Source organism: Methylobacterium sp. JK268 (genome assembly GCF_054052225.1).
Map to the genome: position 1 here is coordinate 1 of NZ_JBSVZN010000004.1, position 26576 is coordinate 26576.

Annotated in this window: 21 protein-coding genes, 1 tRNA gene and 1 rRNA gene; 12 read left to right on the plus strand and 11 right to left on the minus strand. The window is 72.7% G+C overall.

The genetic code is table 11. The features are described from left to right. The first annotated feature begins 206 nt into the window (after positions 1–206). Together rrf and ACW9J6_RS05615 are read left to right on the plus strand one after the other, a co-directional pair. A 5S ribosomal RNA gene (gene rrf / locus ACW9J6_RS05610) occupies positions 207–322 on the plus strand. A gap of 91 nt (positions 323–413) precedes the next feature. Beyond that, positions 414–490: transfer RNA gene (locus ACW9J6_RS05615), tRNA-Met, on the plus strand. A gap of 54 nt (positions 491–544) precedes the next feature. On the opposite strand, the gene ggt is transcribed toward ACW9J6_RS05615, so the two are convergent. Then, complete coding sequence (gene ggt, locus ACW9J6_RS05620; RefSeq protein WP_457115463.1) at positions 545–2122, minus strand: gamma-glutamyltransferase; 1578 nt, start codon at positions 2120–2122, stop codon at positions 545–547. A gap of 117 nt (positions 2123–2239) precedes the next feature. Between ggt and ACW9J6_RS05625 the strand changes: the two genes are divergently transcribed. Then, complete coding sequence (locus ACW9J6_RS05625; RefSeq protein WP_457115760.1) at positions 2240–3442, plus strand: hydantoinase/carbamoylase family amidase; 1203 nt, start codon at positions 2240–2242, stop codon at positions 3440–3442. Positions 3443–3455: 13 nt separating this feature from the next. On the opposite strand, the gene ACW9J6_RS05630 is transcribed toward ACW9J6_RS05625, so the two are convergent. Further along, complete coding sequence (locus tag ACW9J6_RS05630; protein ID WP_457115464.1) at positions 3456–4646, minus strand: thermonuclease family protein; 1191 nt, start codon at positions 4644–4646, stop codon at positions 3456–3458. A gap of 131 nt (positions 4647–4777) precedes the next feature. Continuing rightward, entirely contained in the window at positions 4778–5587 is an 810-nt protein-coding gene (locus ACW9J6_RS05635; protein ID WP_457115465.1) for a hypothetical protein, read from the minus strand. 288 nt (positions 5588–5875) lie between these two features. Here ACW9J6_RS05635 and ACW9J6_RS05640 point away from each other — a divergent pair, with 288 nt between their 5' ends. Together ACW9J6_RS05640 and ACW9J6_RS05645 are read left to right on the plus strand one after the other, a co-directional pair. Then, positions 5876–6793: a lipid kinase gene (locus ACW9J6_RS05640; protein WP_457115466.1), complete on the plus strand. Its 918-nt coding sequence runs from the start codon at positions 5876–5878 to the stop codon at positions 6791–6793. A 26-nt stretch (positions 6794–6819) separates the two neighbouring features. Beyond that, a complete protein-coding gene (locus ACW9J6_RS05645; protein WP_457115467.1) occupies positions 6820–7575 on the plus strand; it encodes a TerC family protein in 756 nt (251 codons plus the stop codon). 4 nt (positions 7576–7579) lie between these two features. On the opposite strand, the gene ACW9J6_RS05650 is transcribed toward ACW9J6_RS05645, so the two are convergent. After that, positions 7580–8392, minus strand: a complete 813-nt coding sequence (locus tag ACW9J6_RS05650) for an acid phosphatase (protein ID WP_457115468.1) — start codon at positions 8390–8392, stop codon at positions 7580–7582. Positions 8393–8501: 109 nt separating this feature from the next. Here ACW9J6_RS05650 and ACW9J6_RS05655 point away from each other — a divergent pair, with 109 nt between their 5' ends. Further along, positions 8502–8771: a GNAT family N-acetyltransferase gene (locus tag ACW9J6_RS05655; protein ID WP_457115469.1), complete on the plus strand. Its 270-nt coding sequence runs from the start codon at positions 8502–8504 to the stop codon at positions 8769–8771. Between the two features lie 145 nt (positions 8772–8916). After that, positions 8917–10275 carry an NAD(P)H-dependent oxidoreductase gene (locus ACW9J6_RS05660; RefSeq protein WP_457115470.1) on the plus strand — a complete coding sequence of 453 codons (1359 nt, stop codon included), beginning with the start codon at positions 8917–8919 and terminating at the stop codon, positions 10273–10275. On the opposite strand, the gene ACW9J6_RS05665 is transcribed toward ACW9J6_RS05660, so the two are convergent. Continuing rightward, positions 10265–10528, minus strand: coding sequence for a hypothetical protein (locus ACW9J6_RS05665; protein WP_457115471.1), 264 nt, complete (start codon positions 10526–10528; stop codon positions 10265–10267). The genes ACW9J6_RS05660 and ACW9J6_RS05665 overlap by 11 nt on opposite strands. Before the next feature lie 991 nt (positions 10529–11519). Beyond that, a complete protein-coding gene (locus ACW9J6_RS05670) occupies positions 11520–12230 on the minus strand; it encodes a GyrI-like domain-containing protein (RefSeq protein ID WP_457115472.1) in 711 nt (236 codons plus the stop codon). 164 nt (positions 12231–12394) lie between these two features. On the opposite strand from ACW9J6_RS05670, the gene dapF reads away from it, so the two are divergent. Together dapF and mtaB are read left to right on the plus strand one after the other, a co-directional pair. After that, a complete protein-coding gene (gene dapF / locus ACW9J6_RS05675; protein WP_457115473.1) occupies positions 12395–13276 on the plus strand; it encodes a diaminopimelate epimerase in 882 nt (293 codons plus the stop codon). After that, entirely contained in the window at positions 13276–14511 is a 1236-nt protein-coding gene (gene mtaB, locus ACW9J6_RS05680; RefSeq protein WP_457115474.1) for a tRNA (N(6)-L-threonylcarbamoyladenosine(37)-C(2))-methylthiotransferase MtaB, read from the plus strand. Before dapF ends, mtaB begins: the two co-directional genes overlap by 1 nt. Positions 14512–14529: 18 nt before the next feature. Here mtaB and ACW9J6_RS05685 read toward each other — a convergent pair whose 3' ends face one another. From ACW9J6_RS05685 to ACW9J6_RS05705, 5 genes are all read right to left on the minus strand, one after another. After that, entirely contained in the window at positions 14530–15324 is a 795-nt protein-coding gene (locus tag ACW9J6_RS05685; RefSeq protein WP_457115475.1) for a PstS family phosphate ABC transporter substrate-binding protein, read from the minus strand. Between the two features lie 152 nt (positions 15325–15476). After that, positions 15477–16655, minus strand: coding sequence for an N-methyl-L-tryptophan oxidase (solA, locus tag ACW9J6_RS05690; RefSeq protein ID WP_457115476.1), 1179 nt, complete (start codon positions 16653–16655; stop codon positions 15477–15479). A 99-nt stretch (positions 16656–16754) separates the two neighbouring features. Continuing rightward, a complete protein-coding gene (locus ACW9J6_RS05695) occupies positions 16755–17882 on the minus strand; it encodes an osmoprotectant NAGGN system M42 family peptidase (RefSeq protein WP_457115761.1) in 1128 nt (375 codons plus the stop codon). Positions 17883–17938: 56 nt separating this feature from the next. Beyond that, positions 17939–19645, minus strand: a complete 1707-nt coding sequence (gene ngg / locus ACW9J6_RS05700; RefSeq protein WP_457115477.1) for an N-acetylglutaminylglutamine synthetase — start codon at positions 19643–19645, stop codon at positions 17939–17941. 3 nt (positions 19646–19648) lie between these two features. Next, the gene (locus ACW9J6_RS05705; protein ID WP_457115478.1) at positions 19649–21421 is read right to left on the minus strand and encodes an N-acetylglutaminylglutamine amidotransferase; all 1773 of its coding nucleotides are present in this window, start codon (positions 21419–21421) and stop codon (positions 19649–19651) included. 270 nt (positions 21422–21691) lie between these two features. On the opposite strand from ACW9J6_RS05705, the gene ACW9J6_RS05710 reads away from it, so the two are divergent. The 3 genes from ACW9J6_RS05710 to ACW9J6_RS05720 all read left to right on the plus strand — a co-directional run bounded on the left by ACW9J6_RS05710 (position 21692) and on the right by ACW9J6_RS05720 (position 26446). Then, positions 21692–22960: an ATP-binding protein gene (locus ACW9J6_RS05710; RefSeq protein ID WP_457115479.1), complete on the plus strand. Its 1269-nt coding sequence runs from the start codon at positions 21692–21694 to the stop codon at positions 22958–22960. 13 nt (positions 22961–22973) lie between these two features. Beyond that, positions 22974–23351: a response regulator gene (locus ACW9J6_RS05715; RefSeq protein ID WP_457115480.1), complete on the plus strand. Its 378-nt coding sequence runs from the start codon at positions 22974–22976 to the stop codon at positions 23349–23351. Positions 23352–23641: 290 nt separating this feature from the next. Next, the gene (locus tag ACW9J6_RS05720) at positions 23642–26446 is read left to right on the plus strand and encodes a PAS domain S-box protein (protein WP_457115481.1); all 2805 of its coding nucleotides are present in this window, start codon (positions 23642–23644) and stop codon (positions 26444–26446) included. Positions 26447–26576 lie beyond the last annotated feature (130 nt).

Below are 26576 nucleotides of genomic sequence, written 5' to 3' on the forward strand. Positions count from 1 at the left end.
GCGCAGCAATGCGCTGAGCTGACCAGTACTAATCGCTCGATCGAGCTTGATCGTCTCTCATGATCCGTGTCCGGGCAGTCCGGAGCGGCACGCACAAAGACCAGACAACGCCGAACGCACGCACCGAATGCCGAGAGGCCGGGCGACGGGGGAGACACCCCCATTCGCCACTCGCCGCTCGCCATTCGCCCCCTGATCTTGGCCGGTCTGGTGGTCGATGCGGAGGAAGCTCCACCCGATCCCATCTCGAACTCGGCCGTGAAAGCCTCCAGCGCCCATGGTACTGTGTCCTAAGGCACGGGAGAGTCGGTCACCGCCAGACCTGCCAAGATCAGGTCAGCGAGCCCCAAGCGCTCGCCACGCAGTCCCTCGTCACGATCAGCGACCGCACCGGCCTCAGCCCCGGTGCCCGTCGCGGGGTGGAGCAGCCCGGTAGCTCGTCAGGCTCATAACCTGAAGGTCACAGGTTCAAATCCTGTCCCCGCAACCAGTTCACGAAGCCCCCGCCCTCGCAAGAGGGCGGGGGCTTCGTCGTTCGGGGCCCTTAATAGCCGAGGGCGCCGCCGTCCTTGCGCGGGTCCGATCCGGCGCAGAGCACGCCGCGGTCGTGGTCGATCCAGATCGCCTGCCCGCCCCCGAGCGGCACCGTCGCGCGGATCACCGGATGGCCGCGCGCCGCCAGCGCCGCCGCGGTGGCATCGGAGAAGCCTTCCTCCAGTTCGAGCCCGCCGCCATAGGCGAAACTGCGCGGCGCATCGAGGGCCTCCTGCACGTCGAGGCCGCGGTCGATCAGGCCGGTGAGCAGTTCGACATGGCCCATCGCCTGGTAGTGGCCGCCCATCACGCCGAAGGGCGCCACCGCCCTGCCGTCGCGCATCAGCATGCCGGGAATGATCGTGTGCAGCGGGCGCTTGCGCGGACCGATCGTGTTCGGGTGACCAGGTTCGATCCGGAAGGAGAACCCGCGATTGTGCAGGAGGATGCCGCTGTCCGGCGCCACGATCCCGCTGCCGAAGCCCTGGAAGATCGAGTTGATCAGCGAGATCGCGTTGCCGTCGCGGTCCACGACACAAAGATAGACCGTGTCCTTGTGGGCGACCTCCGGCCACAGGATGGGCGCCTGCGCGCGCGTCATGTCGATCGCGCCGCGGGCGCGCGCGCGCCACGCCTCCGACAGGAGATGCTCGACCGGGACGCGGGCCGTGACCGGGTCCGCGAACAGCGCGTCCCGGTGATGGTAGGCCTGCTTGCAGGCCTCCGCAAAGAGATGGACCCGGTCGGCCTCTCCGAGCGCGCCGATGTCGTCGCCCGACAGCACGTTCAGCATCATCAGGACGGCGAGCCCCTGCCCGCTCGGCGGACACTCGTAGACGTCGTAGCCCCGATACCGGGTCGTGACCGGCACCACCTCCTCGGGCGCGGCCTGCGCGAAGTCGTCGAGCGTGTGCAGCCCGCCGAGCGCGCGCAGCTTGGCGACGATGTCCTCCGCCACCGGCCCCTCGTAGAAGCCCCGGGGCCCCTCGGCCGCGATGCGGCGCAGCGTGCGGGCCAGGGCCGGGTGCCGCACGATCGTGCCCGGGGCGGGCGCCTCGCCGTCCACCAGGTAGGCGGCGGCCGATGCGGGATCGCCCGCCACGCGGTCCCGGTTGCGCGCCCAGTCCCACGCGACCCGCGACTGCACCGGGTAGCCGTTCTCCGCGTAGGCGATGGCCGGCAGCAGCATCTCACCGAGGGACCGGGTGCCGTGGTGCCGGAGGAGCCAATCCCAAGCGGCCACCGCGCCCGGCACCGTCACGGCGTGCGGGGAGGTCGGCGTGAGGGCGATTCCGCGCTCCAGGTACCACGCGTCCTCGGCCGCCGCGGGGCTCCGCCCAGACCCGTCGAGGGCGATCGGCCGCGTCGCCCCTTTCGGCAGGTAGAGCGCGAAGCAATCGCCGCCGATGCCGGTCATCAGCGGATCGACGACCCCCTGCACCGCCACGGCGGCGATGGCCGCGTCGACCGCGTTACCGCCTGAGCGGAGCACCTCGAGCGCCGCCGCCGTCGAGAGCGGATGCGAGGTCGCCACCGCAGCCTGCGACGCGTAGACCGGGGAACGACCGGGCCGCGAGAAATTCCTCATGAAGGTCCAACTCCTTGCGCCGCGCGGGTGTGGTGCCGGCAACGCACCGACCGGCATCAAACATGCCGGAATGGGGTATGCCAACCCTGTTCCACGAGCCCGGGAAGACACATGCCCATGGACGACATCGACACCGCCGCCTTCCTGCGCGACCTGCACGCCTTGCGGGCGATCGGCCGCTTCAAGACCGGCGTCCACCGACCGACCTACTCGGCGGCGGACATGCAGGCGCGAGGCTGGCTGATGGCGCAGCTGGAGGCGTGCGGCCTCGACGCGACGATCGACGGCGTCGGCACGGTGCTCGGCCGGCACAGCGGTGCCGGCCCCCACCTGCTGGTGGGCAGCCACATCGAGAGCCAGAACGAGGCCGGCTGGCTCGACGGCGCGCTCGGCGTGGTGGCGGGCCTCGCCCTCGCGCGCGCGGGGTTGCCGGTCGACGTCTGCGCCTTCGCGGACGAGGAGGGCCACTTCGCGGTCGGATTCCTCGGCAGCCGCTCGGCGATCGGCGAGGTGAGCGACGCGGAGATCGCCGCCGCCCGCAACGAGACCGACGGAACGCCCCTGCCGGAGGCGCTGCGCACCGCCGGGCTCATCGGCAAGCCGCGCTGGCGGGTCGATCCGGACCGCTACCGCGGCTTCCTGGAACTGCACATCGAGCAGGGCACGCAGCTGGAGGCCGCGGGCCTGCATCTCGGGATCGTCACCGGCATCGTGGCGATCTGGCAGTACCGGATCGTGATCGAGGGGCGCCAGGACCACGCGGGCGGCACCACCATGGCGGAGCGCCGCGACGCGGGCCTCACCGCGGTGCGCCCGCTCGCCGCCATCGACGACGCCTTCCCGCAGGTCTGCGGCGATCGCAGCACGTGGACGACGGGCCGGATCGCCCTCGACCCGGGGGCGTCGAGCATCATCCCCGGGCGGGCCGAGGTGCTGTTTCAGTTCCGCGACGTCGATGTGGCTGTGCTGGAGCGAATGGAGGCGACGCTGCGCGCCCTGGTGCGCGAGAGCAACCGGCGCGAGCGTTGCCCGGCGGAACTCGTCACCCTGTCGCGCCCCGCGCCGGCCCTCTGCGACCCGGAGTTGATGCGCGCGCTGTCGGACGCCGCCGAGGCGCTCTGTCCGGGCGGATGGCAGGCCATGCCCTCCGGCGCCGGTCACGACGCGCAGACCATGGCCCGGGTGATGCCGGCCGCCATGCTGTTCGTGCCCTCGATCGGCGGGATCAGCCATCACTGGGCCGAGGACACGGACGAGGCGGATCTCACCATGGGCGTGCGCGTGCTCGCGCAGGCGGCGCGCCGGATCCTCGCCGCCTGAGCCCGCGAGGGGCCTACTTGCGCCAGACGCCCAGCTTCTCCGTGCGGGCGTGGCGCTCCGCCTCCACGAGGTCGGAGGTCGCGTCCGAGGTGGCGCGGCCGCCGCCGTTGTAGAGGACGACCTCCGAGAGGTCGTGACCATCCACGTTGCAGAGGTAGCCCGCCCCCGCGGTGGACGGCTGGCAGGCCACCGGCCGGCCGGCCAGGTAGGTCGAGAGGTCGGTCGGCTGCGCGCCCTTGGCGGTCTCCACGCCGAACAGGCGGACCGTCCTCCCGCCGAGCCGCAGGGTTGCGGTGTCCACGACCTCGGCGACGCCCGCCAGGGATGTCGGCGCCGCTTTCGCCGCCGCCTCGCTCGGGACCAGGGTTCCGGTCTCGACCGGCTCCCGCCGCGGGTTGGCGGCGTTCTTCGCCTCCGTCGTCGTGCGCTTGGCGGCCGCCGCGGGGGCGGCCTCCGTCCGCTGCGGGGCCTTGTCCTCGCCGCCCGACAGCAGCCAGGCCCCGCCCCCCACCAGCAGCACGAGGCCGAGCGCCGCGTAGACCGGGCGGAGCGACCGCGGCCGGCGCAGCCGCACGCGCGGGCGGGTGATCGCGGGCTTCAGCCCGTCGCCCGGAACCGTAGCGGGGGTCGGTGCCGCGGCGGGCGCGGCCGGGACGCGGGTCGGCCGGTGGAGGACGCGGCGGACCTCCGCCAGGCGACCGCCCAGGAGCCCCGCCAAGTGCCCGGCCAAGCGCCCGGCCACGAGCCCGGCGCTGCGCCCCGCTCCGGCCCGCACCGTCGCCGGAGAGGGGGACGCCGCCGCGGGGCCGGACGCCGCCGCTGGGGAATCCGCCTGATCCGGCGCACCCTCGCTCCCGTCGGACAGCCGGATCCAGTCGCGGCTGACCGCCGGCGGCAGGCGGGGATCCGGCGCGGCGGCCGGCTCGGGCGCGGCGGCCGGCGCCGATGGGGGCAGAAACAGCGACGGATGCTGGGCGCGCAGTTCCGAGAAGAGGTCGGCGAGGGTGAAGGGCCGTGGTTCCGCGCCATCGCCATGCGTCCGGGGCGCCCCGTCGCGGCCCACGATCTCGTAGCCCGGCGGCGCCTCGATCGCGCGCACCGACGAGGCGGCCAGCAATTCGAGCGTGCGCCGGGCCACGTCGACCGGCCGCTGCCGGTCGATCTCGGCGCGGATCAGGGCCTGCACCTTCTCGCGGGACGTCATGTCTCTTCGTCTACCCCGGCAACCGATCGCACCCGATCCGTCCCCCCTACCCTTGTCCGACGGACCTGCGCGATCCTACCGCATCGGGCGCGGGCCGACAGGGGACCTGCGCCGGACGGGACGCCGCGGCGTCACGGGGCCGAGCTGGCGACCCGCTCGCGGGAGATGACGCGGCTCGTCTCGGACACGATCACCGGCCGGCCATCCGCGAAGCTGACGCCGAGCCGCACGGCGACGGTGCCCTGCGAGCGCGCGCCGCGCTCCGGGTTCATGGCGACGAAATCGACCGTGCTGTCCACCTGGCAGGTCGCGATGCCGCTGTTGCAGGCGGTGCGGATCGAGTCGGGCCGGGCCCGGTAGCGCCGTTCCGGCCAGCGCGCGAAGAAGCGGCGCTTCTCGGCGAGGAGGGCCGCCAGGGTCATGGGCTGACCGTGGAAAACCACTCGCTGCGCGTAGAAGCGCGGCTGCGTCGCGAAGGAGACGCCGTTCGGCTGCGAGAAGGTGGAGAAGTAGTCCCGCGTGAGATCCTGCGCGGCCACGGCCCAGCCGACCACGCGCTCGTTGGAGACGGGCGCCGGTGCGGGCAGGGCCGGCTGCGGCGCCGGGCGGATGGCGAGGCGGACCGGGCGGTGCGGCGTCTCGCGGCGCGCGACGCTCGCGGCCGGATGACGGGCCGCCTTCTCCGTGCGCGCGACGGTCTCGAGCTTGCGCGGGCTCGCGGCGGGATGCGCGGCGAGGTCCGGCTTGGGCCCATCCTTGCCCGGGGCGTCCCTGGCAACCTTGGCCGAATCCGGCTTCGCCGTCACCGCGGCGGGGGCCGCCACCTTGCTCGGGGGATCGACCCAGCCCGGCTTCGCCTCCTCGGCCACGGCGGGCACCGCGGCGCAGGCCGCGGTCAGGAGGAGGCCGGCGAGGGCGGCCGGAATGCGAGGGGCAGGCATGGCGGGACCCGGGAATGGGAGATCGATCAGGAAACGTCGACGGGTACGGTGACGGTTCCCACCCGGTCGCGCCAGCCGCTCAAGCGTGACGTTGGGGCTTGTCAACGCGATGCACAACCCCACCTGTGGATGAACCCGGGTCCGGGCCCCTCTGGCGGTCGAGGCGTCGACCGTGATGTCGGACCCCTTCCTCGCCATTGTGCTGACGCGGCACGATCGCACGGGAGGGCGCTCGCATGAGCGGTCCCGAACTCGCCGGCCCCGGCACGCCGCCGCGCGGAGGCGCCGATGTCCGCGGCTGACCGCCCGCGCCGGGCGCTGCTGGTCGTGAACCCGAAGGCCCGCAACGGGCGTGTCGACCTCGCCGCCGTCCGGGATGAGCTGCGCCGCGGCGGGATCGAGGCGGTGGATCCGCCCTCGCCCGAGCAGGAATGCAGCGCCCTGATCCGGGAGGCGGCCGATTCCGTGGACCTCGTGATCCTGGGCGGGGGTGACGGCACGCTCAACGCGGCGGCGCAGGCCCTGGCCGAGCGCAAGCTGCCCTTCGGCATCCTGCCGCTCGGCACGGCGAACGACCTCGCCCGCAGCCTCGCCCTGCCCGTGGATCCGGTCGCCGCCGCCCGGGTGATCGCGACCCTTCCGGCCCGGGCGATCGATCTCGGCTGCGTCAACGGCCACTATTTCTTCAACGTGGCGAGCGTCGGCTTCTCGGCCGATCTCGCGGGCGCGCTCACGGCGGATCTGAAGCGCCGCTTCGGCACGCTCGGCTACGGGCTCGCGGCATTCCGGCTGCTGCGCCGCTCGCGGCCCTTCACGGTGATCCTCGAGCACGACGGCATCCGCGAGACCCTGCGCACGGTGCAGGTCTCGGTCGGCAACGGCCGCCACTACGGCGGCGGCATGACCGTCGAGGAGAATGCCAGCATCGACGACGGGATGCTCAACGTCTACAGCCTCGAAGTCGCGCATTGGTGGCGTCTGCTGGCGCTGCTGCCGGCCCTGCGCCGCGGGACGCAGGGGAAGGCGGCGGATGTGCGCGCCTTCCGCACCACGGAGGTGGTGCTCACCACCCGCAAGCCCCGTCCCGTCAACACCGACGGGGAGATCGCCACGCAGACCCCGGCCCGCATCCACGTGGTGCCCCGCGCCGTGCTGATCCACGCGCCGGAGCCGGTGCGGCGGGCCGTGGCCTCCCTCCTTCCCTAGATCTGACCGAGCCTGCGAGACCGACCGTGGATTCCCTCCTCAGCCTCGCCGCGGACCCTTCTGCCTGGGCGGCCCTGGCGACCCTCGTCGTCATGGAAGTGGTGCTCGGGATCGACAACCTGATCTTCATCTCGATCCTGACGAACAAGCTGCCGCCCGAGCGGCAGGACTCGGCGCGCCGGATCGGCATCGGGCTCGCGCTCGTGCTGCGGCTCGCCCTGCTCGGCACCGTGGCCTGGATCGTCCATCTCACCCAGCCCGTCATCACCCTGTTCGGCCAGGCCCTGTCGTGGCGCGACCTCATCCTGATCGCGGGCGGCCTGTTCTTGCTCTGGAAGGCCACGAAGGAGATCCACCACACCCTCGACCCGGATCCGAGCGGAGACGCGGGCGGGGGCGCGACGCTGAGCTTCCCGGCGGCGGTCGGCCAGATCCTGCTCCTCGACCTCGTCTTCTCGATCGACAGCATCATCACGGCGGTCGGCATGACGGAGCACGTCGCCATCATGGTGATCGCCGTCCTCGCCGCGGTGAGCGTGATGCTGCTCGCGGCCGATCCGCTCTCGCGCTTCATCGCCGCCAACCCGACCGTGGTGATGCTGGCGCTAGGCTTCCTCATCATGATCGGCATGACGCTGATCGCCGAGGGGTTCGGCGCCCACGTGCCGAAGGGCTACGTCTACACCGCCATGGCCTTCTCGGCCGCGGTCGAGGCGCTCAACATCCTCCGGCGTCGCGCCCGGGACCGGCGGGCGCGCCCGCCCGGCGGAACGCTGGCCTGACCGGCTACGGCAGCGGCGCGGCGGCGGCGGCCTCCTCCAGCGCGCAGGCCGCTCCGTCCGGTGCCACTGTCGCCGCCGCGGCGATCTCGCCGCGGGCCCGGTCGAGGTCCGCCCGGAACTCCGCGCTCCCGAGCAGGCCGGCGACCACGGCCGCGCCGGTGGTGCGTCCCGCCTCGACGTCGCTGCGCCAGTGGACGCCGCAGACGAGGCGGCTCTCCCCGTAGATGCGCCCGCGGCGCAGGATGGCGGTCGCGTGGTCCGGCGCCGCGGCCGCCAGGATCAGCGCGAAGGTCCAGCCCTCCGTGGCGTGGCCGGACGGGTAGGACGGGCTCCTGGCCAGGGCCTCCGTCCGCGCCACGCAGATCGGCAGGTCGTTGCCGACCTGCGGTCGCACGCGCCCGAAATGCCCCTTCGGCCGTTCGACCGCCCGCACCACGTCGAGCCGCGCGCGCTCGAGGAGGGTCATCGTGGCGGGGAGCCGGGCCGGGTCGAGGCGCGTGCCGAGCGCGCAGGCGAAATCCGCCAGGAGGTGGACGGCGCCGCCCGCCACGTCCGCGGTGGCGAGCGTCCAGCGCGGGCTGCCGGCGAGCGCGCGGGTCGCCGCGTAGGTGAGCCGATCGGCGGCGGCGGCCTCGCTCCCGGCCTGGGGCGGCGGCGGCAGGAACCCGACCGGGTCGAGGGCGCCGGGCGCGAGGTAGGGTCGGCTGGCCGCGGCCGGGGCCGGCACCGGGTCGGCCGCGACCGGCGGCGCGCTCTCCTGCGCGGGGGCGGCGCCCGCGAGGAGGAGCGGCGCAAGGGCAAGCAGGCGACGGATCATCGGGGGGCGTTCCACAGGAATCCGCGCTGTCTAGCCGACGCGCCCGCCCGCGCCCAACCGCAACCTCGTGCCGTTCCCCCGGTTGGACCGGAGATCCCTGGAGCGACCGATGACGATGATCGACAACGCGGAGGCGTCGCGCTTCGAACTGGCGCAGGACGGGCAGATCGTGTTCGCGGATTACACCCGCCGCGACGGCGCGCTGGCCATCCGCCACGTCTACGCGCCCCCGTCCCTGCGCGGCACCGGGGCGGCGGGCCGGCTGATGGCGGACATCGCCGCCCATGCCCGACGGAACTCCCTGCGGATCGTTCCCCTGTGCGGCTACGCGGCGGCTTGGCTGCGCCGCCACGCCGAGCACCGCGACCTCCTGGGCTGAGCGGGCGCACCCTGGCGCGCCGCCCACTTCGCCGCCATGATGCGCGACGCCGCCGCGGGCCGGCGCCCCGCGACGCGCGGCGGACCGAGACCGCGGCCGAACGACGGCGCCCGCGAGGCGCCGCGCTCTGGGAGGAGGTCGGGCCGTGAGTCTTCATCTGACGCTGCGCGCGCGCGCCGAGGCCGGCAGGCCGGTTCGGGTGGCGCTGATCGGGGCCGGCAAGTTCGGCTCGATGTTCCTGTCGCAGGCCCCGCGGACACCGGGCCTCCACGTCCTCGGCATCGCCGACCTGCGGCCCGACCGGGCGCGCGCGGCGACGGAACGGGTCGGCTGGGCTCCCGAGCAGACCGCCGCGCGCTCCGCCGCGGAGGCGCTGGCGAGCGGCGGGACCTGGGTCACCGACGATTCCGAGGCGCTGATCGCGGCCGAGGGCGTCGACGTGGTGATCGAGGCCACCGGGCATCCGGGCGCCGGCATCCGCCACGCGCTCCTGTGCTGCCGGCACAAGCGCCACGTGGTCATGGTCAACGTCGAGGCCGATGCGCTCGCCGGGCCGCTGCTGGCGCGCCGCGCCGCGGAGGCCGGGATCCTCTACTCCTTCGCCTACGGCGACCAGCCGGCCCTGATCGCCGAATTGGTGGATTGGGCGCGCACGGCGGGATTCCGGGTCGTCTGCGCCGGCAAGGGCACCAAGTACCTGCCGGCCTACCACGCCTCGACCCCCGACACGGTCTGGGGCCATTACGGGTTCACGCCAGAGCAGGTCGCGGGGGGCGACTTCAACCCGCAGATGTTCAACTCCTTCCTCGACGGGACGAAATCCGCGCTCGAGATGGCCGCCGTGGCCAATGCCTGCGGGCTCGACCCGGCGCCGGACGGCCTCGCCTTCCCGCCCTGCGGGGTCGACGACTTGCCGCGCGTCCTGCGCCCGCGCGAGGAGGGCGGCGCCCTGCCCTTCCCGGGCACCGTGGAGGTGGTGTCGTCCGTAGAGAGGGACGGGCGCCCGGTCTTCCGCGACCTGCGCTGGGGCGTCTACGTGGTGATCGAGGCGCCGTCGGACTACGTGCGCCGCTGCTTCTCGGAATACGGCCTGCACACGGACCCGAGCGGGCGCTACGCCGCGATGTACAAGCCCTACCACCTGATCGGGCTCGAACTCGGCCTGTCCGTGGCCAGCCTGATGGTGCGGGGCGAGCCGACCGGGGCGACGCGGGAGTTCCGCGGCGACGTGGTGGCCACGGCCAAGCGCGACCTGCGGGCCGGCGAGCGCCTCGACGGCGAGGGCGGCCACACCGTCTACGGCCGCCTGATGCCGGCCGCCGCTTCACTCGCGGCCGGGGGCCTGCCGATCGGCCTCGCCCACGGCCTGCCCCTCACCCGCGACGTGAAGGCCGGCAGCCCGGTCCGCTGGGAGGACGTCGCCTTCGACGGGCAGGACCCGGCGATCGGCCTGCGGCGGGAGATGGAGGCGCTGTTCTCCCGCGAGATCGGCGTCAGGACCTGACATTCGCGGCGACCGGGCGCGGCGTCGCCCGGTCGAGGTCGTTGAACACCGCCTGGCAGCCGGTGCTGAGGTTCGCCCGCTCCCGCCGCAGGCAGGCCTTGATGCGATCGACGTTGGGGATCTCGCCGCTGCACAGCCGAAACACGTCCGGCGTGCAGGCGGCCCGCTGCGCGGCGGTGCCCTCGGCGTGACCGGCGCTCGCCGTGACGGCCGTGAGGAGGATGGCGCAGATTCCGATGACCGACTTGCTCATGGTTCGTCCCCGTCTCCGCAAAGCAGCGCCCAGACGTTCGATCGCTTGATCGAACGAGGAAACCTGTCGGGCCGCCCTTTCGTGTGAGGAAAGACTATGCTTGGTCGCCGAGGACGGTCAAGCGATCGAAATACGGATCCACCTGAACTTCGCCCGCCACGTGTGAAGAAGCACAAGAACAGACTTCCTTCGCCGCCCGGCGGTGTCGTCCCGACGATGTTCCGACGGTCAGGGGTGCTTCGAGGCCGCCTTCGGCGGCGCCTCGGCATGAGGGGCGTCGCCTCCTCGGGAAGCGCTCAGCCTCATCGAACGCCATCGCAAGGCACGGCCGTTGCTGCGAGATGTGAGGCAAGCCGTTGTGACGGTCATAGCGCAGGAAACCCCTCTCCCGAGTGGGCTACCGTGTGCACACAACTCCGAAAAAATCCATCTCTGTCAGTACGATAGATGAAGCCGTCGCAAGGCTTCCGACGAGCGCATCGGAGCCGATCCGCGAGCATGCCCTGACCACCTGACCGACAGTGCGGGACAAATTCTCCGCCGTACATCCTGGATACGCAGCAGATTTACTACAGCAATAAGAACGCAAAACAGAGCATAATATCCCATCAGTGGCAACAAACCCACCTCCTCATGCTGAGGTGCGAGCGGAGCGAGCCTCGAAGCACCCCAGAGCGTCTCATCCAAGGCGCCTTTTCTGTTGGATGAACGTTCTGGGTGCTTCGAGGCCGCTGCGCGGCACCTCAGCATGAGGATTGTCGCGCACTCGAGGCACGGTCATTTGATGAGCCGGCGATCAAGATGTGTGGACACGCTAGCCCGAGTGGGAGAGGGGATCCCGCGCCAGTCTTGATGTCCCGTCATGAAAGATGGGATGTCTTCGCCGCAAACCCGATCACTTGTCCGTCCGCAAGGGACGGCGAAGCCGATGAGGAACGGAGCCAGCGGTCAATTCGAATGACCGCTGGCTCCGTTCTCGAGCGGCCTCCCACTACTTCGGCAACGCGTAGATGTTCACCTCGAGGCCGGTATCGGTGGCGCTCTTGAGGTCGGTCAAATATTCCTCGACGAACTCGTCCTGCACGACGATGCCCTTGGCGTCGAGATAGGCCGTGACCGTCTCGTAGGTCTGATCGATCTCGTCGTAGGCGCCCTTGTGCACGAAGCGCAGCGCCTTGCCGCTCGGCGTCGTGCCGAAGCGCAGATCGGCCGGGAGGCCGGCGGGCTTGGGATCCGGCACCTGCTCGATCGGGATCATCGCGTCGAACTGGAAGCCGTCATCGTCGGTCCGGTTGAACACCGCGAGCGGCCGCCCCGTGGCCTTGATGCCGGCCTTGGCGAGGTCGCTCTCCATCCGCGCGAAGGCGTCCCGCAGCGAGGGGACCGCCGCGTCCCACTTGGCGCTGCCCGACAGGATGATGGTGGGTTTGGCCGGAAGCGTCACCTCGTCCACGTCGGAGGGGTCGCCCGGATTGGGCACGAGGGTCTGGCGCGGCCCGGCGAGGGCCGGCCCCGGCGGCACCGCCTTGTCGGACAGGGGCGGCTGCGGCGCCTCGCCGGGACCCGGGCCGGGTCCCGGCTGGGTGGTGGTCGGGAGCGGAGCCGTCTGCGCGGGGGGCTGCTGGGCGCGCAGCGCGCCGGCCCCCGCGGTCACGGCGAGCACGAGGCCGATCACGGTCAACGCGGGACGGGGGAGGATCACGGGGGGAGCGCTCCGGTCGGAAACGGGGTCGGGCCGGCGAGACGCGGCGCCCGCCGAACCGTCGAGACCGTAATCCGGTTCCGGCGCCCCGGCGAGAGCGGCGCTCGCCTGCGCGGGCGTTTGGGGCCATATACGGGCGACCTGAAGACGAGCCGCCACACCCGATGTCCCCCCTCGCGAACCGCCGCTTCCTGAAGATGAACGGTCTCGGCAACGAGATCGTCGTGCTCGACCTGCGCGGCAGCCCGCACGTCGTGCGGCCCGAGGAGGCGCGGGCGATCGCGGCCGATCCGCGCTCGCATTTCGACCAGTTGATGGTCCTGCACGATCCGGGCACGCCCGGCGCCGACGCGTCGCTGCGCATCTACAACACCGACGGGTCGGAGGCCGGCGCCTGCGGCAACGGCACGCGCTGCGTCGCCTGGGCGATGCTCGCCGACCCGGTGATGGGCCGGCCGGGCGACCGCCTCACGCTGGAGAGCCGGGCGGGCCTCCTCGCCGTGCGCCGGATCGGCGAGACGGAGTTCGAGGTCGACATGGGAGCGCCGCGCCTGCGGTGGGACGAGATCCCCCTGGCCGAGCCGTTCCCGGACACGCGCCGCATCGAGCTGCAGGTCGGCCCGATCGACGACCCGGTGCTGCATTCGCCCGGCGCGGTCAGCATGGGCAACCCGCACGCGGTGTTCTTCGTCGACCGCGACCCGGACAGCTACGACCTCGCCCGGGTCGGACCCCTCCTCGAGGCCCACCCGATCTTCCCCGACCGCGCCAACATCTCGCTGGCCCAGGTGCTGGACCCGGAGCACATCCGGCTGCGGGTGTGGGAGCGGGGCGCCGGCCTCACGCGGGCCTGCGGCTCGGCCGCCTGCGCGGCCCTTGTGGCGGGGGCGCGCCTGCGCCTCACGGCGCGGCGGGCGGTGGTGAGCCTGCCGGGCGGCGACCTCGTCATCGCCTGGGGGCCCGACGACCACGTGCTGATGACCGGGCCGACGGAGTGCGAGTGGGAGGGCAGCCTGTCCCCGGCGCTGTTCGCCGGGGCGGCCTGATGCCCGTGGAGGTGCTGAGCTTCGGCTGCCGCCTCAACGCGGTCGAGGGCGAGGCCGTGCGCCGCGCGGCCGAGGGCGCGCCCGGCACCGGCGACCTCGTCGTCGTCAACACCTGCGCGGTGACCGCGGAGGCCTCCCGGCAGGCCCGCAAGGCGATCCGCGGGATCGCGCGGTCGCGGCCGGGGGCGCGGATCGTAATCACGGGCTGCGGCGCCGAGGTGGAGGGCGCTGCCTACGCGGCGATGCCGGAGGTCGCCAGCCTCGTCGGGAACCACGCCAAGCTGCTCGCCGCGTCCTGGGCGCCGGGCGGGGCGCGCGAGCCGCCCGCGGACATCATGGCGGTGCGCGAGGCCGCGCCGATCCCGGTGCCGCGCCTGACCGGCCGCACCCGCGCGTTCCTGCCGGTGCAGAACGGCTGCGACCACCGCTGCACCTTCTGCATCATCCCGTTCGGCCGGGGCCACTCGCGCTCCCTGCCGCGCGACGCGGTGCTCGCCCAGGCCCGCGCCCTGCGGGAGGACGGGGCGCGCGAGATCGTGCTCACCGGAATCGACCTCACGGCCTATGGCCGCGACCTCGCCGAGGGCATCGGCCTCGGCGGGCTCGTCAAGGCGATCCTGCGCGCCCTCCCCGATCTCGACCGGCTGCGGCTGTCCTCGATCGATTCCGTCGAGGCGGACCGCGACCTCCTCGACGCCCTGGCCTGCGAAGAGCGCCTGATGCCGCACCTGCATCTCTCGCTCCAGTCCGGCGACGACCTCGTCCTCAAGCGGATGAAGCGGCGCCACGGCCGCGCCGACGCCATCGCCTTCTGCGAGACGGTGCGGCGCCTGCGGCCCGGGACGGTGTTCGGGGCCGACCTGATCGCCGGCTTCCCGACCGAGACGGAGGCGCAATTCGCCCGCTCCCTCGCCCTCGTCGAGGAATGCGGGCTGACGCAGCTCCACGTCTTCCCCTACTCGGCCCGACCCGAGACGCCCGCGGCGCGGATGCCGCCGGTGCCGCAGCCGGTGATCCGCGAGCGGGCGGCCCGCCTGCGCGCGGCCGGCGCGGCGGCGCTGGGCCGGACGCTCGACCGGGAGGTCGGGCAGGTCCGCACCGTGCTGGCCGAGCAGGGCGGCCTCGGCCGCACGGAGGGTTTCCTGCCGGTGCGGCTGCCGCCGGGCGTCGCCCCGGGGCACTTGGCGCCGGTCGCGATCGCCGGGCATGACGGACGGGTGCTGGTGGCGGCCTGAGCGCGGCCGCGAGAAGGGTCAGCGCGGTGCCGGGACCGCCCCGAAGCTGCGGATCACCTCCCCGGCCGCCGGCTCCCGCGCGAAGGCGATGAACCGCGCCGCATCCGGCGACAGCTGGCCCTCCATGTGCACGAGGGCGAGTTCCCCGGCGCTCGGGTAGCCCGGGTCGGTGGGGCGTCGGCCGTCCACCGCCAGGACCTGGGTCCCGACCTCCAGGGAGCGGCTGTAGGGGCCGAAGCCGATCGCGCCCTCGACCGACCGCACCGTTTCCACCGCCTCCTGGGTCGAGACCGCGGTCTTCGACCGCTCGGTCAGGGCGAGGTCGCGCCATCCGGGCATGCTCGCCCGCAGGATCCGCAGGGTGCTGTCGGCATCCTCGCGCCGCACGACACGGATGCGGAGATCCGCGCCGCCGACCTCCTTCCAGTTCGCCACCCGTCCCGCGTAGATCGCGGCCACCTGGTCGGCGGTGAGCGCCGTCACGCCGGTCCCCGGATGCACGAAGAAGGCCGAGGGCAGGCGGGCGATGGGCGTGTACACGAGCCCGCGCGCCACCTCGCCCTCCGTGAGCCGGCGCGCCACCCGGGCGAGCGCCGACTTGCCCGCTCCCACCGCCGCGATCCCGCCGTCCGAGCCGATGCTCGCCGGCACCACGACGTCGAGGTCCGGGGCCGCCTCGTGGGCCCGCGTGCCGAGCGCCCGCATCAGGTCGATGGCGTCCCCGGTCCCGACGATCGCCAGTTCCCCCGCGCCGGCCGGCGCCGTGAGCGCGAGGAAGCCCGTAGCGGTGAGGATGCGGAGCGTGGATCGCATGACGGTCGCAGCCGAAAGAAGCGTGGGCGATGAAGATGTCAGCACATCGGTGAAGAATCCTTGACCGTCCGGCCTCGCAATCGCCGTTTCACCGCGCCGACGACTGCGCAGTCGTGCAATTCGATTGCCGGCATCGCGATACGGGTGCCGCGTTACGCGAAGCGGGCGAGGCGGAACGGCGCGAGATCGATCCCGCTGCGCCCCGTCGCGAGGCGCTCCGCGACCGCCGCGCCGAGGCCGGCGGAGTGTTTGAAGCCGTGTCCCGAACAGGCGGAGACGACCAGGACGCGGTCGCAGGCCGGGTGCTCGTCGATGAGGAAGCCGCGGTCCGGCGTCACCGTGTAGAGGCAGGCCACGGATGCCAGCGCGCGGGGCGCGACGCCCGCGAGGCGCCCGGCCACGTGCTGCGCGTGGAAGGCGGCGGCCTCGCCGGGCGCCGCGTCGCGCGCGACCGCGTCCGCGCGCGTCGGCAGCGCGAACTGCTCGGTCCCGAGCTTCACCCGCGCCTCGCCCGGCATCGGCGGGAAACCGTAGAGGAAATCCGCCCCGCTGCGCTCCGACATCCAGATGAAGACCGGCGCGTCCTCGGGGATCGGGTCGGTGGGGTCGGTGGCGAACCAGTGCAGCACCTGCCGGTTCACAATCAGCAGCCGATCGAAGGGCGGCCCGAGCAGCGGCCCCGCCCAGGCCCCCGCCGCCACGACCGCCCGGTCGGCCCGCAGGGGACCCTCGGGCGTCTCGACCACCACGCCGCCGGATCCCGGCCGCAGCGCCAGGGCCGGGCAGTCGGGGCGAAGGACCGCCCCGCGCGCGACGGCCCGGGCGAGCTGAGCGGCGATGCAGCGCTCGGGCGCGACGAAGCCGCCGCCCGGCTCGTAATAGGCGCGCTCGCTGCCGTCGAGCCCGACCAGATGGGGGAGGAGACGGGCCGCGCCGCTTGCGTCGAGGACCTCGTGCGGGACGCTGCCGGAGCGGGCGGTGGCGGCGGAGCGGCCGACGAAATCCGTGCGGCCATGCGCCAGCGCCCGGTCGCCGTCCGGGGCCACCACCAGGACGCCGCAGGCCGTCAGCAGCCGCTCGCCGGTCTCCTCCTCCAGCGCGCGCCAGATGCGGTGGGACTCCCGGACGAAGGGGGCGTAGATCTCCCCCTCCCCGACGCCCTCCCGGGTGATGCGCGTCTCGCCGTGGCTCGATCCCATCGCGTGGGGCGGCGCGAAGCGGTCGAGGCCGACGACGCGCAGGCCGCGCCCGGCGAGCTGATCGAGAATGGCGGCGCCCACCGCGCCGAGGCCGATCACCGCGACGTCGATGGGAGGCGGGCTGTGCGTCATGACGGGGACGGCTCTCGGAAGGGATCACTCCCGCCCTGTTACGCCAGGGCCGACGCTCCGGCGAGCGTCGCGGCTCCCCGAGGAGCGTCCGCGCGGTGCCTAATGCCCGCGCCCGGTCCCGTCCGCCCCCTGGTCCTCGGGAGCGGTCTCGCTCTCCTGGTACGGGAAGCCGGCGAGGGGGCCGAGCGGCCGGAGGTCGCGGCGAAAGAGCACCTCGCTCTGCAGGTAGAGGCAGGAGAGTTCGGCGAGCGATCGCAGCGCGTTGACGTGGGTGCGCTCGTAGCCGTGCGAGGAATCGACGCCGAAGCAGATCAGCGCCGTGCGCAGGTCGTTGCCCGCCTCCAGCGCAGAGGCACTGTCGCTGCGGTAGAAGCGAAAGACGTCGCGCTCGTAGCGGATGTCGTGCGCCTCGCACAGCGCGATCAGCCGGCGCGTCAGGTGGAAGTCGAAGGGGCCGGCGGAATCCGCCATGCTGATCGTGACGCCGGATTCGCGGCTGCCCTGGCCCGGCGCCACGGTGCCGTTGTCGATCGTCACCATCTCGGCGATGTCGCCGTGCAGCACCGAGGAGGCGCCCACCCCGACCTCCTCGGCGATCGTGAACAGCATGTAGGTGTCGACGGTGGGCCGCGCGCCCGCATCCGCCATCGCCTTCATGGCGGCGAACATCACGGCGACGCCGGCCTTGTCGTCGAGGTGGCGCGAATTGATGTAGCCGCGCGGCGAGATCTCGGGGTTGGGGTCGATCGCCACGAAGTCGCCGACGTTGAACCCGAGCCGCCGCAGATCCTCCATCCGATAGGCGAAGGCGTCGACCCGCAGCTCGACATGGGTCCAGTCGACCGGCTGGGTGTCGACCTCCTCGTTGTAGGTGTGGCCCGAGGCCTTGAGCGGCAGGATCGTGCCCCTGTAGCTGCCCCGGTCGGTGAAGATCGTGCAGCGGGCGCCCTCCGCGAAGCGCGACGACCACGTTCCGATCGGCACGACGGCGAGGCGCCCGTTCTCCTTCAGCTGGCGGACCATGGCGCCCAGCGTGTCGAGATGCGCGACGATCGCCCGGGCCGGGCCGGGGCCGGCGCCCTTCAGCGTCGCCCGGATCGCGCCCCGTCGGGTCAGTTCGAAGGGGACGCCGAGCCGCTCCAGCTCGGCCCCGCAAAAATGCACCGCCTGGTCCGTGTAGCCGGTCGGGCTCGGGATCTCGATCAGGCGCCGCAGGACGTCCAGCATGTAGTCGATGTCGATCCGCACGGCGGCGGGCGAGGTCGAGACGGGCTTGTTCACGCTCAGGGCCTCCGGGTCCGCGCGGTGGCGATCGTCTGGGGGAAGAGCATGTCCACGAAACGCTCGGCGGTCGGCTGCGGTTCGTGATTGGCGAGGCCGGGCCGCTCATTGGCCTCGATGAACCAGTGCCGCGGTCCGCGCAGGTCCGGCACCATCAGGTCGAGCCCGGTGACCGGGATGTCGATCACGCGGGCCGCCTTGACGCAGGCGGCGACGATCTCGGGGTGGATCTCGTCGGTGACGTCGTGGATGGTGCCGCCGGTGTGGAGGTTGGCGGTCCGCCGCACCGCGAGCGTCTGCCCCTCCGCCAGCACGGCGTCGAGGGCGTGTCCGGCGCGCTCGACGCAGCGCCGCGTCTCGTCGTCGAGCGGGATGCGGGATTCGCCGCCGGTCGCCGCCGCCCGCCGGCGGCTCTGGCGCTCGATCAGGGCGCGGACGGTGTGGCGGCCCGTCCCAACCACCTGCGCGGGCCGCCGCACGGCCGCGGCCACCACCTTGAAGTCGATCACGATCACCCGCAGGTCACTGCCCTCCACGAATTCCTCGATCAGGACCGTGTCGCAGACCTTGCGCGCCTCCGCGATCGCCGCCGCGACCTCCTCGGGCGTCGTCAAGTTCACCGCGATGCCGCGCCCCTGCTCGCCGCGGGCGGGCTTCACCACCACTGCCCCGTGCCGGTCCAGGAAGGCGGCGGCCGCCTCGTCCGTCGCGACGGCCTGATCGGGGACGCGCAGGCCCGCCCCGGCCAGCAGGCGCCGGGTTAGGGCCTTGTCGTCGCAGATCGTCATCGCGGCGGCTGAGGTCGCCGAGGACAGGCTCTCCCGGCAGACGAAGCTGCGCCCGCCATGGCTCAGGCGGAACATCGAGGTCGGCTCGTCCAGCACCTCGACCGTGATGCCGCGGCGACGCGCCTCGTCGGTGATGATCCGCGCGTAGGGGTTCAGCGCCGCCTCCGGCGAGGGGCCGATATAGAGGCGCTCGTTGAAGGAGTTCTTGGTCTTGATCGTGAAGGTCGGCAGGCGCGTGAAGCCGAGCTTCTCGTAGAGTGCGATCGCCTGCGCGTTGTCGTGCATGACCGAGAGGTCCATCAGGGCGCGGCCGCGCTCCCGGAAATGGCCCGCGAGCGCCCGCACCAGCGCCTCGCCGACCCCCGGATGCGGCGTCTGCGGATCGACCGCCAGCGACCACAGGGACGAACCGTTCTCCGGATCGCGGAAGGCGACCGCGTGGTCGATACCGGTCGCCGCCCCCAGGATCGCGCCGGTCCCGGTCTCCTCCGCCACGAGGTGGGTGAGGATCCCGTCCGGACCCGGGGGCCAGGCGAGGGAGGCGTCGAGTTGCACCATGTGGCGGGCGCGGCAGATCCGGTTGATCTCCTCGATGTCGCCGGGACCCTCGACCGCGCGCACCCGGAATCCCGGCCGGGGCTCGGCCGCGGCGGCGAGGTCCGCGAGGACGAGCCGATAGGCGTGGGAGGGGTCGAGGAACAGATCCGTCGGCGCGAGGGCCAGGACGACGTGCGGTTCCGCCACGTAGAAGGCGACGTCGCGGTGGCCCGGCTCCTCCTGGAGCAGGCAGTCGACGAGGTCGGCCGGGTCCGAGAAGGTCTGGCCGAAGATCAGCCGACCCCAGCCGCAGGACACGGCGACGTTCGGCAAGGGCGGCTTGGCCGCATCGAGGCGGGCGGGCCGCGCGGGAGGTGGGGTCATGGGTCAGATCGCGTGGGTCTGGAGCCAGAATTCCAGCAGCGCCACCTGCCAGAGCTTCGACCCGCGCAGGGGGGTCATGTGCGCCTCCGGCTCGGCCAGCAGCCGGTCGACGTAGTCGCGCCGGAACAGGCCCCGCTCCCGGGCGGCCGGCGCGTTGAGGACGCCGCGCACGAGGTCGAGGAACGGGCCGCGCAGATACTTCAGCGCCGGGACCGGGAAGTAGCCCTTGGGGCGGTCGATAACCGCGGAAGGCACCACCAGACGGCCCGCCTCCTTGAGGATGTACTTGCCGCCGTCCCGGATCTTGAGCGCGGCCGGGACGCGGCCGGCGAGTTCGACGAGGTCGTGGTCGAGGAACGGCACCCGCGCCTCGAGGCCCCAGGCCATGGTCATGTTGTCGACCCGCTTCACCGGGTCGTCGACCAGCATGATCTCCGTGTCGATCCGCAGCGCCTTGTCGATCGGGCGGTCCGCCCCGGGACGGGCGAAATGCGCGGCCACGAAGGCGCGGCTCGCATCCGCGCCGAGGAGGTCGGGATTGAGCGCCTGCGCCATCTCGCCGTGGTCGCGGTCGAAGAACACGCGGGCGTAATCCGCGACCGCGTCGCGGGACTCCATCATCGGCGGGTACCAGTGGTAGCCGCCAAAGATCTCGTCGGCCCCCTGCCCGCTCTGGACCACCTTCACGTGCTTGGCCACCTCCTCGGACAGCAGGTAGAAGCCGATCGCGTCGTGACTGACCATCGGCTCGGACATCGCCGCCACCGCGCCGTGAAGGGCCGGCAGGGCGCGCGAGGAATCGATCCGGATCCGGTGATGGTCGGTGGCGAAGCGCTCGGCGATGATGTCCGAGTACTTGAACTCGTCGCCCTCCTCGTCCCCGACACTCTCGAAGCCGATCGAGAAGGTCTTGAGGCCCCGCTGGCCGGCCTCCGCCAGGAGCGCCACCACGATCGAGCTGTCGAGCCCGCCCGAGAGGAGGACGCCCACCGGCACGTCGGCGACGAGCCGGCGCTCCACCGCCTTGCGCAGGGTGGCGAGCACCGCGTCCCGCCAATCCGCCTCCGACAGGCCCCCATCCTCGGCCCGTTCGCCGACCGCCGCCTGCCAGTAGGTCCGCTCCCGCCGCGTCCCGTCGGGGGCGATGGTGATCGTCGTGGCGGGCGGCACCTTGCGCACGCCGCCCAGGATGGTGAGGGGCGCCGGCACCACGGCATGAAAGCTCATGTAGTGATGCAGGGCGGTCGGATCGATCGCCGTGTCGACATCCCCGGCGGCGAGGAGGGCCGGGAGGCTCGACGCGAAGCGCAGCCGGCCGCTTCTCTCCGTGAAGTAGAGAGGCTTGATGCCGAGGCGGTCACGGGCGATAAGTATCTGTCCGCTGTCGCGCTCCCACAGCACGAAGGCGAACATCCCGTAAAACCGGTCGACACAGCGTTCCCCCCAGGCATGGTACGCCTTGAGGATCACCTCGGTGTCTCCCTCGGAGAAGAAGACGTAACCCTTGTCTCGCAGTTCCTGACGCAGATCGCGGAAGTTGTAGATGCAGCCGTTGAACACGACGGCGAGGCCGAGGACCGGGTCGACCATCGGCTGCTGCGAGGCCGGGCTGAGATCGAGGATGCTCAGGCGCCGATGACCGAACGCGACGCTCCCCTGGGAGAAGCTGCCCCCGGCATCCGGCCCGCGCGGCCTCAGGGGCGCCGCCATGGCGGCCACGGCCGCCGCGTCGGGCGGCGCGCCGTCGAGCCGGATTTCGCCGCAGATTCCGCACATCCGATCGATCCTCCTGCCGCCGCTCCGGGTGCCGCCCACGGGGAGGCGCCCGGCGGGGCCGCCGCGACGCGCTCCGCCGGAGCCACGGGGCCCCGACGCTGCGGGCCAATGCGCTTCCGCGGACAAGGTTCCGCGTACGCAGGGTCCGGACGTCGGGGAAGCTCCTCCGCCAGCATTCGCCCTGTCGTCCGCAAGGAATCGGATGCGGGGACCGGGCGCGGGCCCGATCCTCGTGCGCCTCACGGACCGGCAGACCTCAGGTGACGTGACATGCTCGACTTCGTCGACCGGCTGCTCGAGACGGGGAGCCTTTCGCCCCACGGGATCTGCCTGCTCTGGCGTCCGGAGCTGATCTGGACCCACATCGTCTCGGACCTTTCGATCGGACTCGCCTACTTCTCGATCCCGGTCGCCCTCGCGACGTTCGTGACGCAGCGGCGCGACCTGGCGTTCGGCTGGATGTTCTGGTGCTTCGCCGTGTTCATCCTGGCCTGCGGCACCACGCACTTCATGTCGATCTGGACGCTCTTCGTCCCGGATTACGGCGCCGAGGCTCTGGTCAAGGTCGTGACCGCGGCCGCCTCCGTCACCACCGCCGCCGCGCTCTGGCCCCTGCTGCCGCGCGCCCTCGCGCTGCCCTCGCCGGCCGAGCTGCGCGCCGTCAACGACGCGCTGACCGCGCGGATCGCCGAGCGGGACGCCGCCCTCGCGGCCCTGCAGGCGGCGGTGGCGGAGCGCGAGAAGGCGGAGACGATGCTCCGGCAGATCCAGAAGCTGGAGGCGATCGGCAGCCTGACCGGCAGCCTCGCCCACGACTTCAACAACCTGCTCGGCATCATCGTCGGGAATCTGGAGCGGCTGCAGCGCTTCGTGCCGGAGCGCAGCGCAGGCGAGCGGCCTTTGCAGGCCGCCATGCAGGCGAGCGAGCGGGCGGCCGGGCTCGTGAGCGATCTCCTCGCCTTCGCGCGCCGGCAACCGCTGATCCCGGAGACGATCGACGCGAACGCACTCGTCCGGGACGTTTCCGACCTCGTCGCCGGGATCCTCGCCCCGACGGCGCGGGCGGTACAGGATCTCGGCGAAGACCTGTGGCCGACCAGCGTGGACCGAAATCAGCTCCAGAGCGCCGTCCTCAACCTCGCGGTCAATGCGCGCGACGCCATGGCCGAGGGCGGCACCTTCGTGATCGCCACGCGCAACCTGCCGCGCGAGGAGGCCTGGGCGGTGCCGCACCTGCGGGACGAGGACTACGTCCGCCTGACTTTCACCGATACGGGCTGCGGCATGAGCCCGGAGGTGGCCGAGCGCGCCGTGGAGCCCTTCTTCACGACCAAGCCGCAGGGCAAGGGGACGGGCCTCGGCCTCTCCCAGGTCTTCGGCTTCGTGAAGCAGTCGGGCGGCCACTTCGCCCTGCGAAGCGAGGTGGGCGCGGGGACCACCGTGGAGATGTATCTCCCGCGTGCAACACCCGCCGCGCAGGTTGTGGAGACACCTTTCCTCGCCGGGGCCGTGCCGCTAGCATCGCCCCTCGCCGGATAGGAGAGGCCCTGACATGGACCCGAGCGGGATCGCGAGCGTCCTCGTCGTCGAGGACGAGCTTCTGCTTCTCGATCTCGTGGCCGCCGAGCTGGAGGATGCGGGCCTGAGCGTGCTGCAGGCCTCCACGGCCGAGGAGGCCCTGGCGGTGCTGGGAGGGGCGGCGCGGATCGACCTCCTCTTCACCGACATCAGGCTGCCCGGCGGGATGGACGGGTGGCGCCTCGCCGAGGAGGCGCTGCGGCTGCGTCCGGCCTTGCGGGTGATCTACGCGACCGGTTTCTCGGGTGCCGCCCCGCGGCTCGCCCCCGGGAGCCTGTTCTTCACAAAACCCTACCGCCCGTCGGCCATCATCGCGGCGATCCGGTCCCTGCGGGAGGCCGCGCCCGGCTGAGCGCGGCCTCCGGACCGGACGCGCCCCCGACGTTTTGATCGGTCCCGCCCCGGCTGCTATCGTGGTGTGCCCCGCCGAGCGCAGGCGCCTCGGCACGGCGGTGGGCGTTCGATCGTGCGCAATCGACCGCATTGACAGGGGCATCGCCGTTGCGTCAAGTGGCGGACGGGACGCCACCGGCCGGCCTGGCGCGGCGGAGGGGGCGCCTGGGCGGCGCCGGGATGGTCAGGTTGGACGCAGACATGGCGCAGGCCGGCACCGGGGCCGAGGGGAGGACGCCGTACTCTCCCGTGAGCCGTCCGCGCGGCAGCCTTCCCGAGGCCGTCCCGGCTGGAGCCGGGCGCCGGTGGCCGGGATTCGGCGCCCTGGCGGCGGCGGTGAGGGCCCTGCTGCATTGGGGCGGGCCGGGACGGGGCGCGCCGGACCGCTCCGCCGAGCCGCGCAACGACGTCTCTCAGGACGCCGGGCGCCAGGCCGCGCTGCTCGGAAAGACCCTCGACTGCATGGACCAGGGCGTCATCCTGGTCGGCCCGGACCGGACCGTGCAGGTCGCCAACCGCCGCGCCCGCGAGTGGCTCGGCCTCTCCGAAGCCTACATCGCCGCGCGGCCGAGCTACCGGGATCTGCGGGCGCGGGCGCGCCTCAGCGCCAGCTGGGGGGTGCTCGTCGCGGACACGCCGCTGCAGCTCTCGGAGGAGGATCCGGACACGGCCCACACGGTCTCGGAGCGGCGCAACGCCGAGGGGCTGGTGCTGGAGATCCGCACCGTCCGGACGGAGGATGGCGGCCTCATCCAGACGCTCACGGACATCACGGACCGCCGCAGCGCCGAGGACCGCTACCGGCTCCTCGCCGAGAACGCGACCGACCTCATCGTGCTGCGCCCCCGCGGCGGCGGCGGCCGGGTCTACGTGTCGCCCTCCTCGCGCGCCGTGGTCGGGTGGGAGCCCGAGGAATTCGCGCAGCTCTCCTCCCATCAGCGCCTCCATCCCGACGACGTCGCGCCGCTGCGGCGGGCGGTGGCGGCGCTGACGCCGGAGGCGCCGCGGCGAACGAGCGAGCACCGCCTGCGCCACAAGGCCGGCCACTACGTGTGGGTCGAGGCGACGCTGCTGCTCACCAAGCCCGGCACGCCGGACGAGGCGGTGATCATCGCCTCGCGCGACGTCACCGCCCGCCGCGCCGCGGACGACGCCCTGCGGGAGAGCGAGGCCCGCCACCGGCTGCTGGCGGAGCGGACCGGCGACATCATCGCGCGGGCCGATCTCAACGGCCGGCTCCGCTACCTGTCCCCCGCGGTCGAGCGCGTGATCGGCCACTCGGCGGATCACCTCCTCGGCGGCTCGGCCCTCGCCCATGTCCACCCGGACGACCGGCCGATGGTGGTGCGCCGCTACGGCGCCCTGGTGGCGGCGGGGCCGGGGGCACGCGCCAAGTTCGAGTACCGGGTGCGCCATCGTGCGGGGCACGATGTCTGGCTCGAAGTCAACCCGACCGTCCTCTACGACGAGGCGTCCTCGGTGCCCCTGGGCTTCGTCGACGTCGCCCGGGACGTCACCTCCCGCAAGGCCGTCGACGCCGAACTGGCGGCCGCCCGCGAGCAGGCGGAGGCGGCAAGGATCCAGGCCGAGCAGGCGAGTCAGGCGAAGACCGACTTCCTCGCCTCCATGAGCCACGAGATCCGCACCCCGCTCAGCAGCGTGATCGGCTACACCGAGATGCTCCTCGACGACGCGGATCTGACCGGCCGCCACAGGCTCCAGGCGTCGCGGATCCGCTCGGCCGGCGCGGCGCTGCTCACGGTCGTCGACGACATCCTGGACTTCTCGAAGATCGAGGCGGGACAGGTCGATCTCGACCTCGTGCCCTTCGCCCTGGACGGCTTGATCGAGAACGCGGTGGCGATCGTGCGGCAGCTCGCCGACCGCAAGGGCCTCCAGATCCGGGTCGATCTCGATCCCGCCCTGCCCCGCACCCTGATCGGCGACCAGAACCGCCTGCGGCAGATCCTCCTCAACTTCCTGAACAACGCCCTCAAGTTCACGCGGCGCGGCCGCGTCGTGCTGACGGTGGAGAGGGCCGGCGAGGCGGTCTCCGGCTGGCCGATCCGCGTCTCGGTGACCGATACGGGGATCGGCATCGCTCCCGAGCAGCAGGCGCGGCTCTTCAAGCGCTTCAGCCAGGTGGACGGCTCGATCCGGCGCGAATTCGGCGGCACCGGGCTCGGCCTCGCCATCTCCAAGACCCTGGTCGAGCTCATGGGCGGCACCGTGGGCGTGCGCAGCAGCCCGGGCGAGGGTTCCACCTTCTGGTTCGAGGTGGTGCTGCCCGAGGCGCGCGAGGCTCCGCCCGCCGCGGCGGCGACGCCCCTGACGGCGATGCGGCCGGCGCGGATCCTCCTCGTCGAGGATCTCGTCGTGAACCAGGACCTCGCGCGGGCGGTGCTGGAGAAGGCGGGCCACAGCGTCGACGTGGCCAACGACGGCCTGGAGGCGATCGCGGCCGTCCAGGCCGCGTCCTACGACCTCGTCCTCATGGACGTGCAGATGCCCGGGATGGACGGGGTCACGGCGACCCGCCACATCCGAGCCCTGAGCCCGCCGGTGTCCCGCATCCCGATCATCGCCATGACGGCGAACGTCCTGCCCACGCAGGTGAGCGAGTTCCGCGCCGCCGGCATGAACGACCATCTCGGCAAGCCCTTCCGGCGGGAGGAGCTGCACGCGCTGATCGAGCGCTGGATCGGCCGCGGCGACGGAGCGCTGCACGACGCGGTGGACCGCACCGTGTACGACGACGTGGTCGGGCTGCTCGGCGAAGATCGGCTCGGCTACTTCCTCGACGAGCTCCGCCGCGAGATCCACGAGCGGCTGAGCGACGCCAACCTCGCGCAGGGCAATCCGGAGGGCCTCGCGCGGGACGCGCATGTCCTCATCGCCACCGCCGGGACCCTGGGCTTCGCCGAACTGTCGGGCCTGTGCAAGCGGCTCGAACTCGCCTGCCGCGTCGGCGGCGTCGAGCCGCTGCTGGCCGAGGTGCGCGCCGGCCGCGACCGGGCGCTGGGCGAGATCGACCGCCTCACCCGGGCCGCCTGAGCGGCGCGGGGCGGGACCTCATACCAACGGCCCAGGATGCTGACGCATCGGGCCGTTGACCATCTCGAATTTTCGACGCCAAGCCAGAGGCTTGGCGAAAATTCGAGAGCGCAACCAGCGGTCATTGGAA

Excerpts from the sequence above, each read along its gene's own strand:
- dapF (WP_457115473.1), top strand. The coding sequence starts at position 12,395 with ATGTCCCCCCTCGCGAACCGCCGCTTCCTGAAGATGAACGGTCTCGGC.
- ACW9J6_RS05665 (WP_457115471.1), bottom strand. The coding sequence starts at position 10,528 with ATGAGCAAGTCGGTCATCGGAATCTGCGCCATCCTCCTCACGGCCGTC.
- ACW9J6_RS05710 (WP_457115479.1), top strand. The coding sequence starts at position 21,692 with ATGCTCGACTTCGTCGACCGGCTGCTCGAGACGGGGAGCCTTTCGCCC.
- ACW9J6_RS05640 (WP_457115466.1), top strand. The coding sequence starts at position 5,876 with ATGTCCGCGGCTGACCGCCCGCGCCGGGCGCTGCTGGTCGTGAACCCG.
- ACW9J6_RS05695 (WP_457115761.1), bottom strand. The coding sequence starts at position 17,882 with ATGCTGGACGTCCTGCGGCGCCTGATCGAGATCCCGAGCCCGACCGGC.
- ggt (WP_457115463.1), bottom strand. The coding sequence starts at position 2,122 with ATGAGGAATTTCTCGCGGCCCGGTCGTTCCCCGGTCTACGCGTCGCAG.
- ngg (WP_457115477.1), bottom strand. The coding sequence starts at position 19,645 with ATGACCCCACCTCCCGCGCGGCCCGCCCGCCTCGATGCGGCCAAGCCG.
- ACW9J6_RS05655 (WP_457115469.1), top strand. The coding sequence starts at position 8,502 with ATGACGATGATCGACAACGCGGAGGCGTCGCGCTTCGAACTGGCGCAG.
- ACW9J6_RS05650 (WP_457115468.1), bottom strand. The coding sequence starts at position 8,392 with ATGATCCGTCGCCTGCTTGCCCTTGCGCCGCTCCTCCTCGCGGGCGCC.
- mtaB (WP_457115474.1), top strand. The coding sequence starts at position 13,276 with ATGCCCGTGGAGGTGCTGAGCTTCGGCTGCCGCCTCAACGCGGTCGAG.
- ACW9J6_RS05715 (WP_457115480.1), top strand. The coding sequence starts at position 22,974 with ATGGACCCGAGCGGGATCGCGAGCGTCCTCGTCGTCGAGGACGAGCTT.
- ACW9J6_RS05625 (WP_457115760.1), top strand. The coding sequence starts at position 2,240 with ATGGACGACATCGACACCGCCGCCTTCCTGCGCGACCTGCACGCCTTG.
- ACW9J6_RS05635 (WP_457115465.1), bottom strand. The coding sequence starts at position 5,587 with ATGCCTGCCCCTCGCATTCCGGCCGCCCTCGCCGGCCTCCTCCTGACC.
- ACW9J6_RS05705 (WP_457115478.1), bottom strand. The coding sequence starts at position 21,421 with ATGTGCGGAATCTGCGGCGAAATCCGGCTCGACGGCGCGCCGCCCGAC.
- ACW9J6_RS05685 (WP_457115475.1), bottom strand. The coding sequence starts at position 15,324 with ATGCGATCCACGCTCCGCATCCTCACCGCTACGGGCTTCCTCGCGCTC.
- ACW9J6_RS05630 (WP_457115464.1), bottom strand. The coding sequence starts at position 4,646 with ATGACGTCCCGCGAGAAGGTGCAGGCCCTGATCCGCGCCGAGATCGAC.
- solA (WP_457115476.1), bottom strand. The coding sequence starts at position 16,655 with ATGACGCACAGCCCGCCTCCCATCGACGTCGCGGTGATCGGCCTCGGC.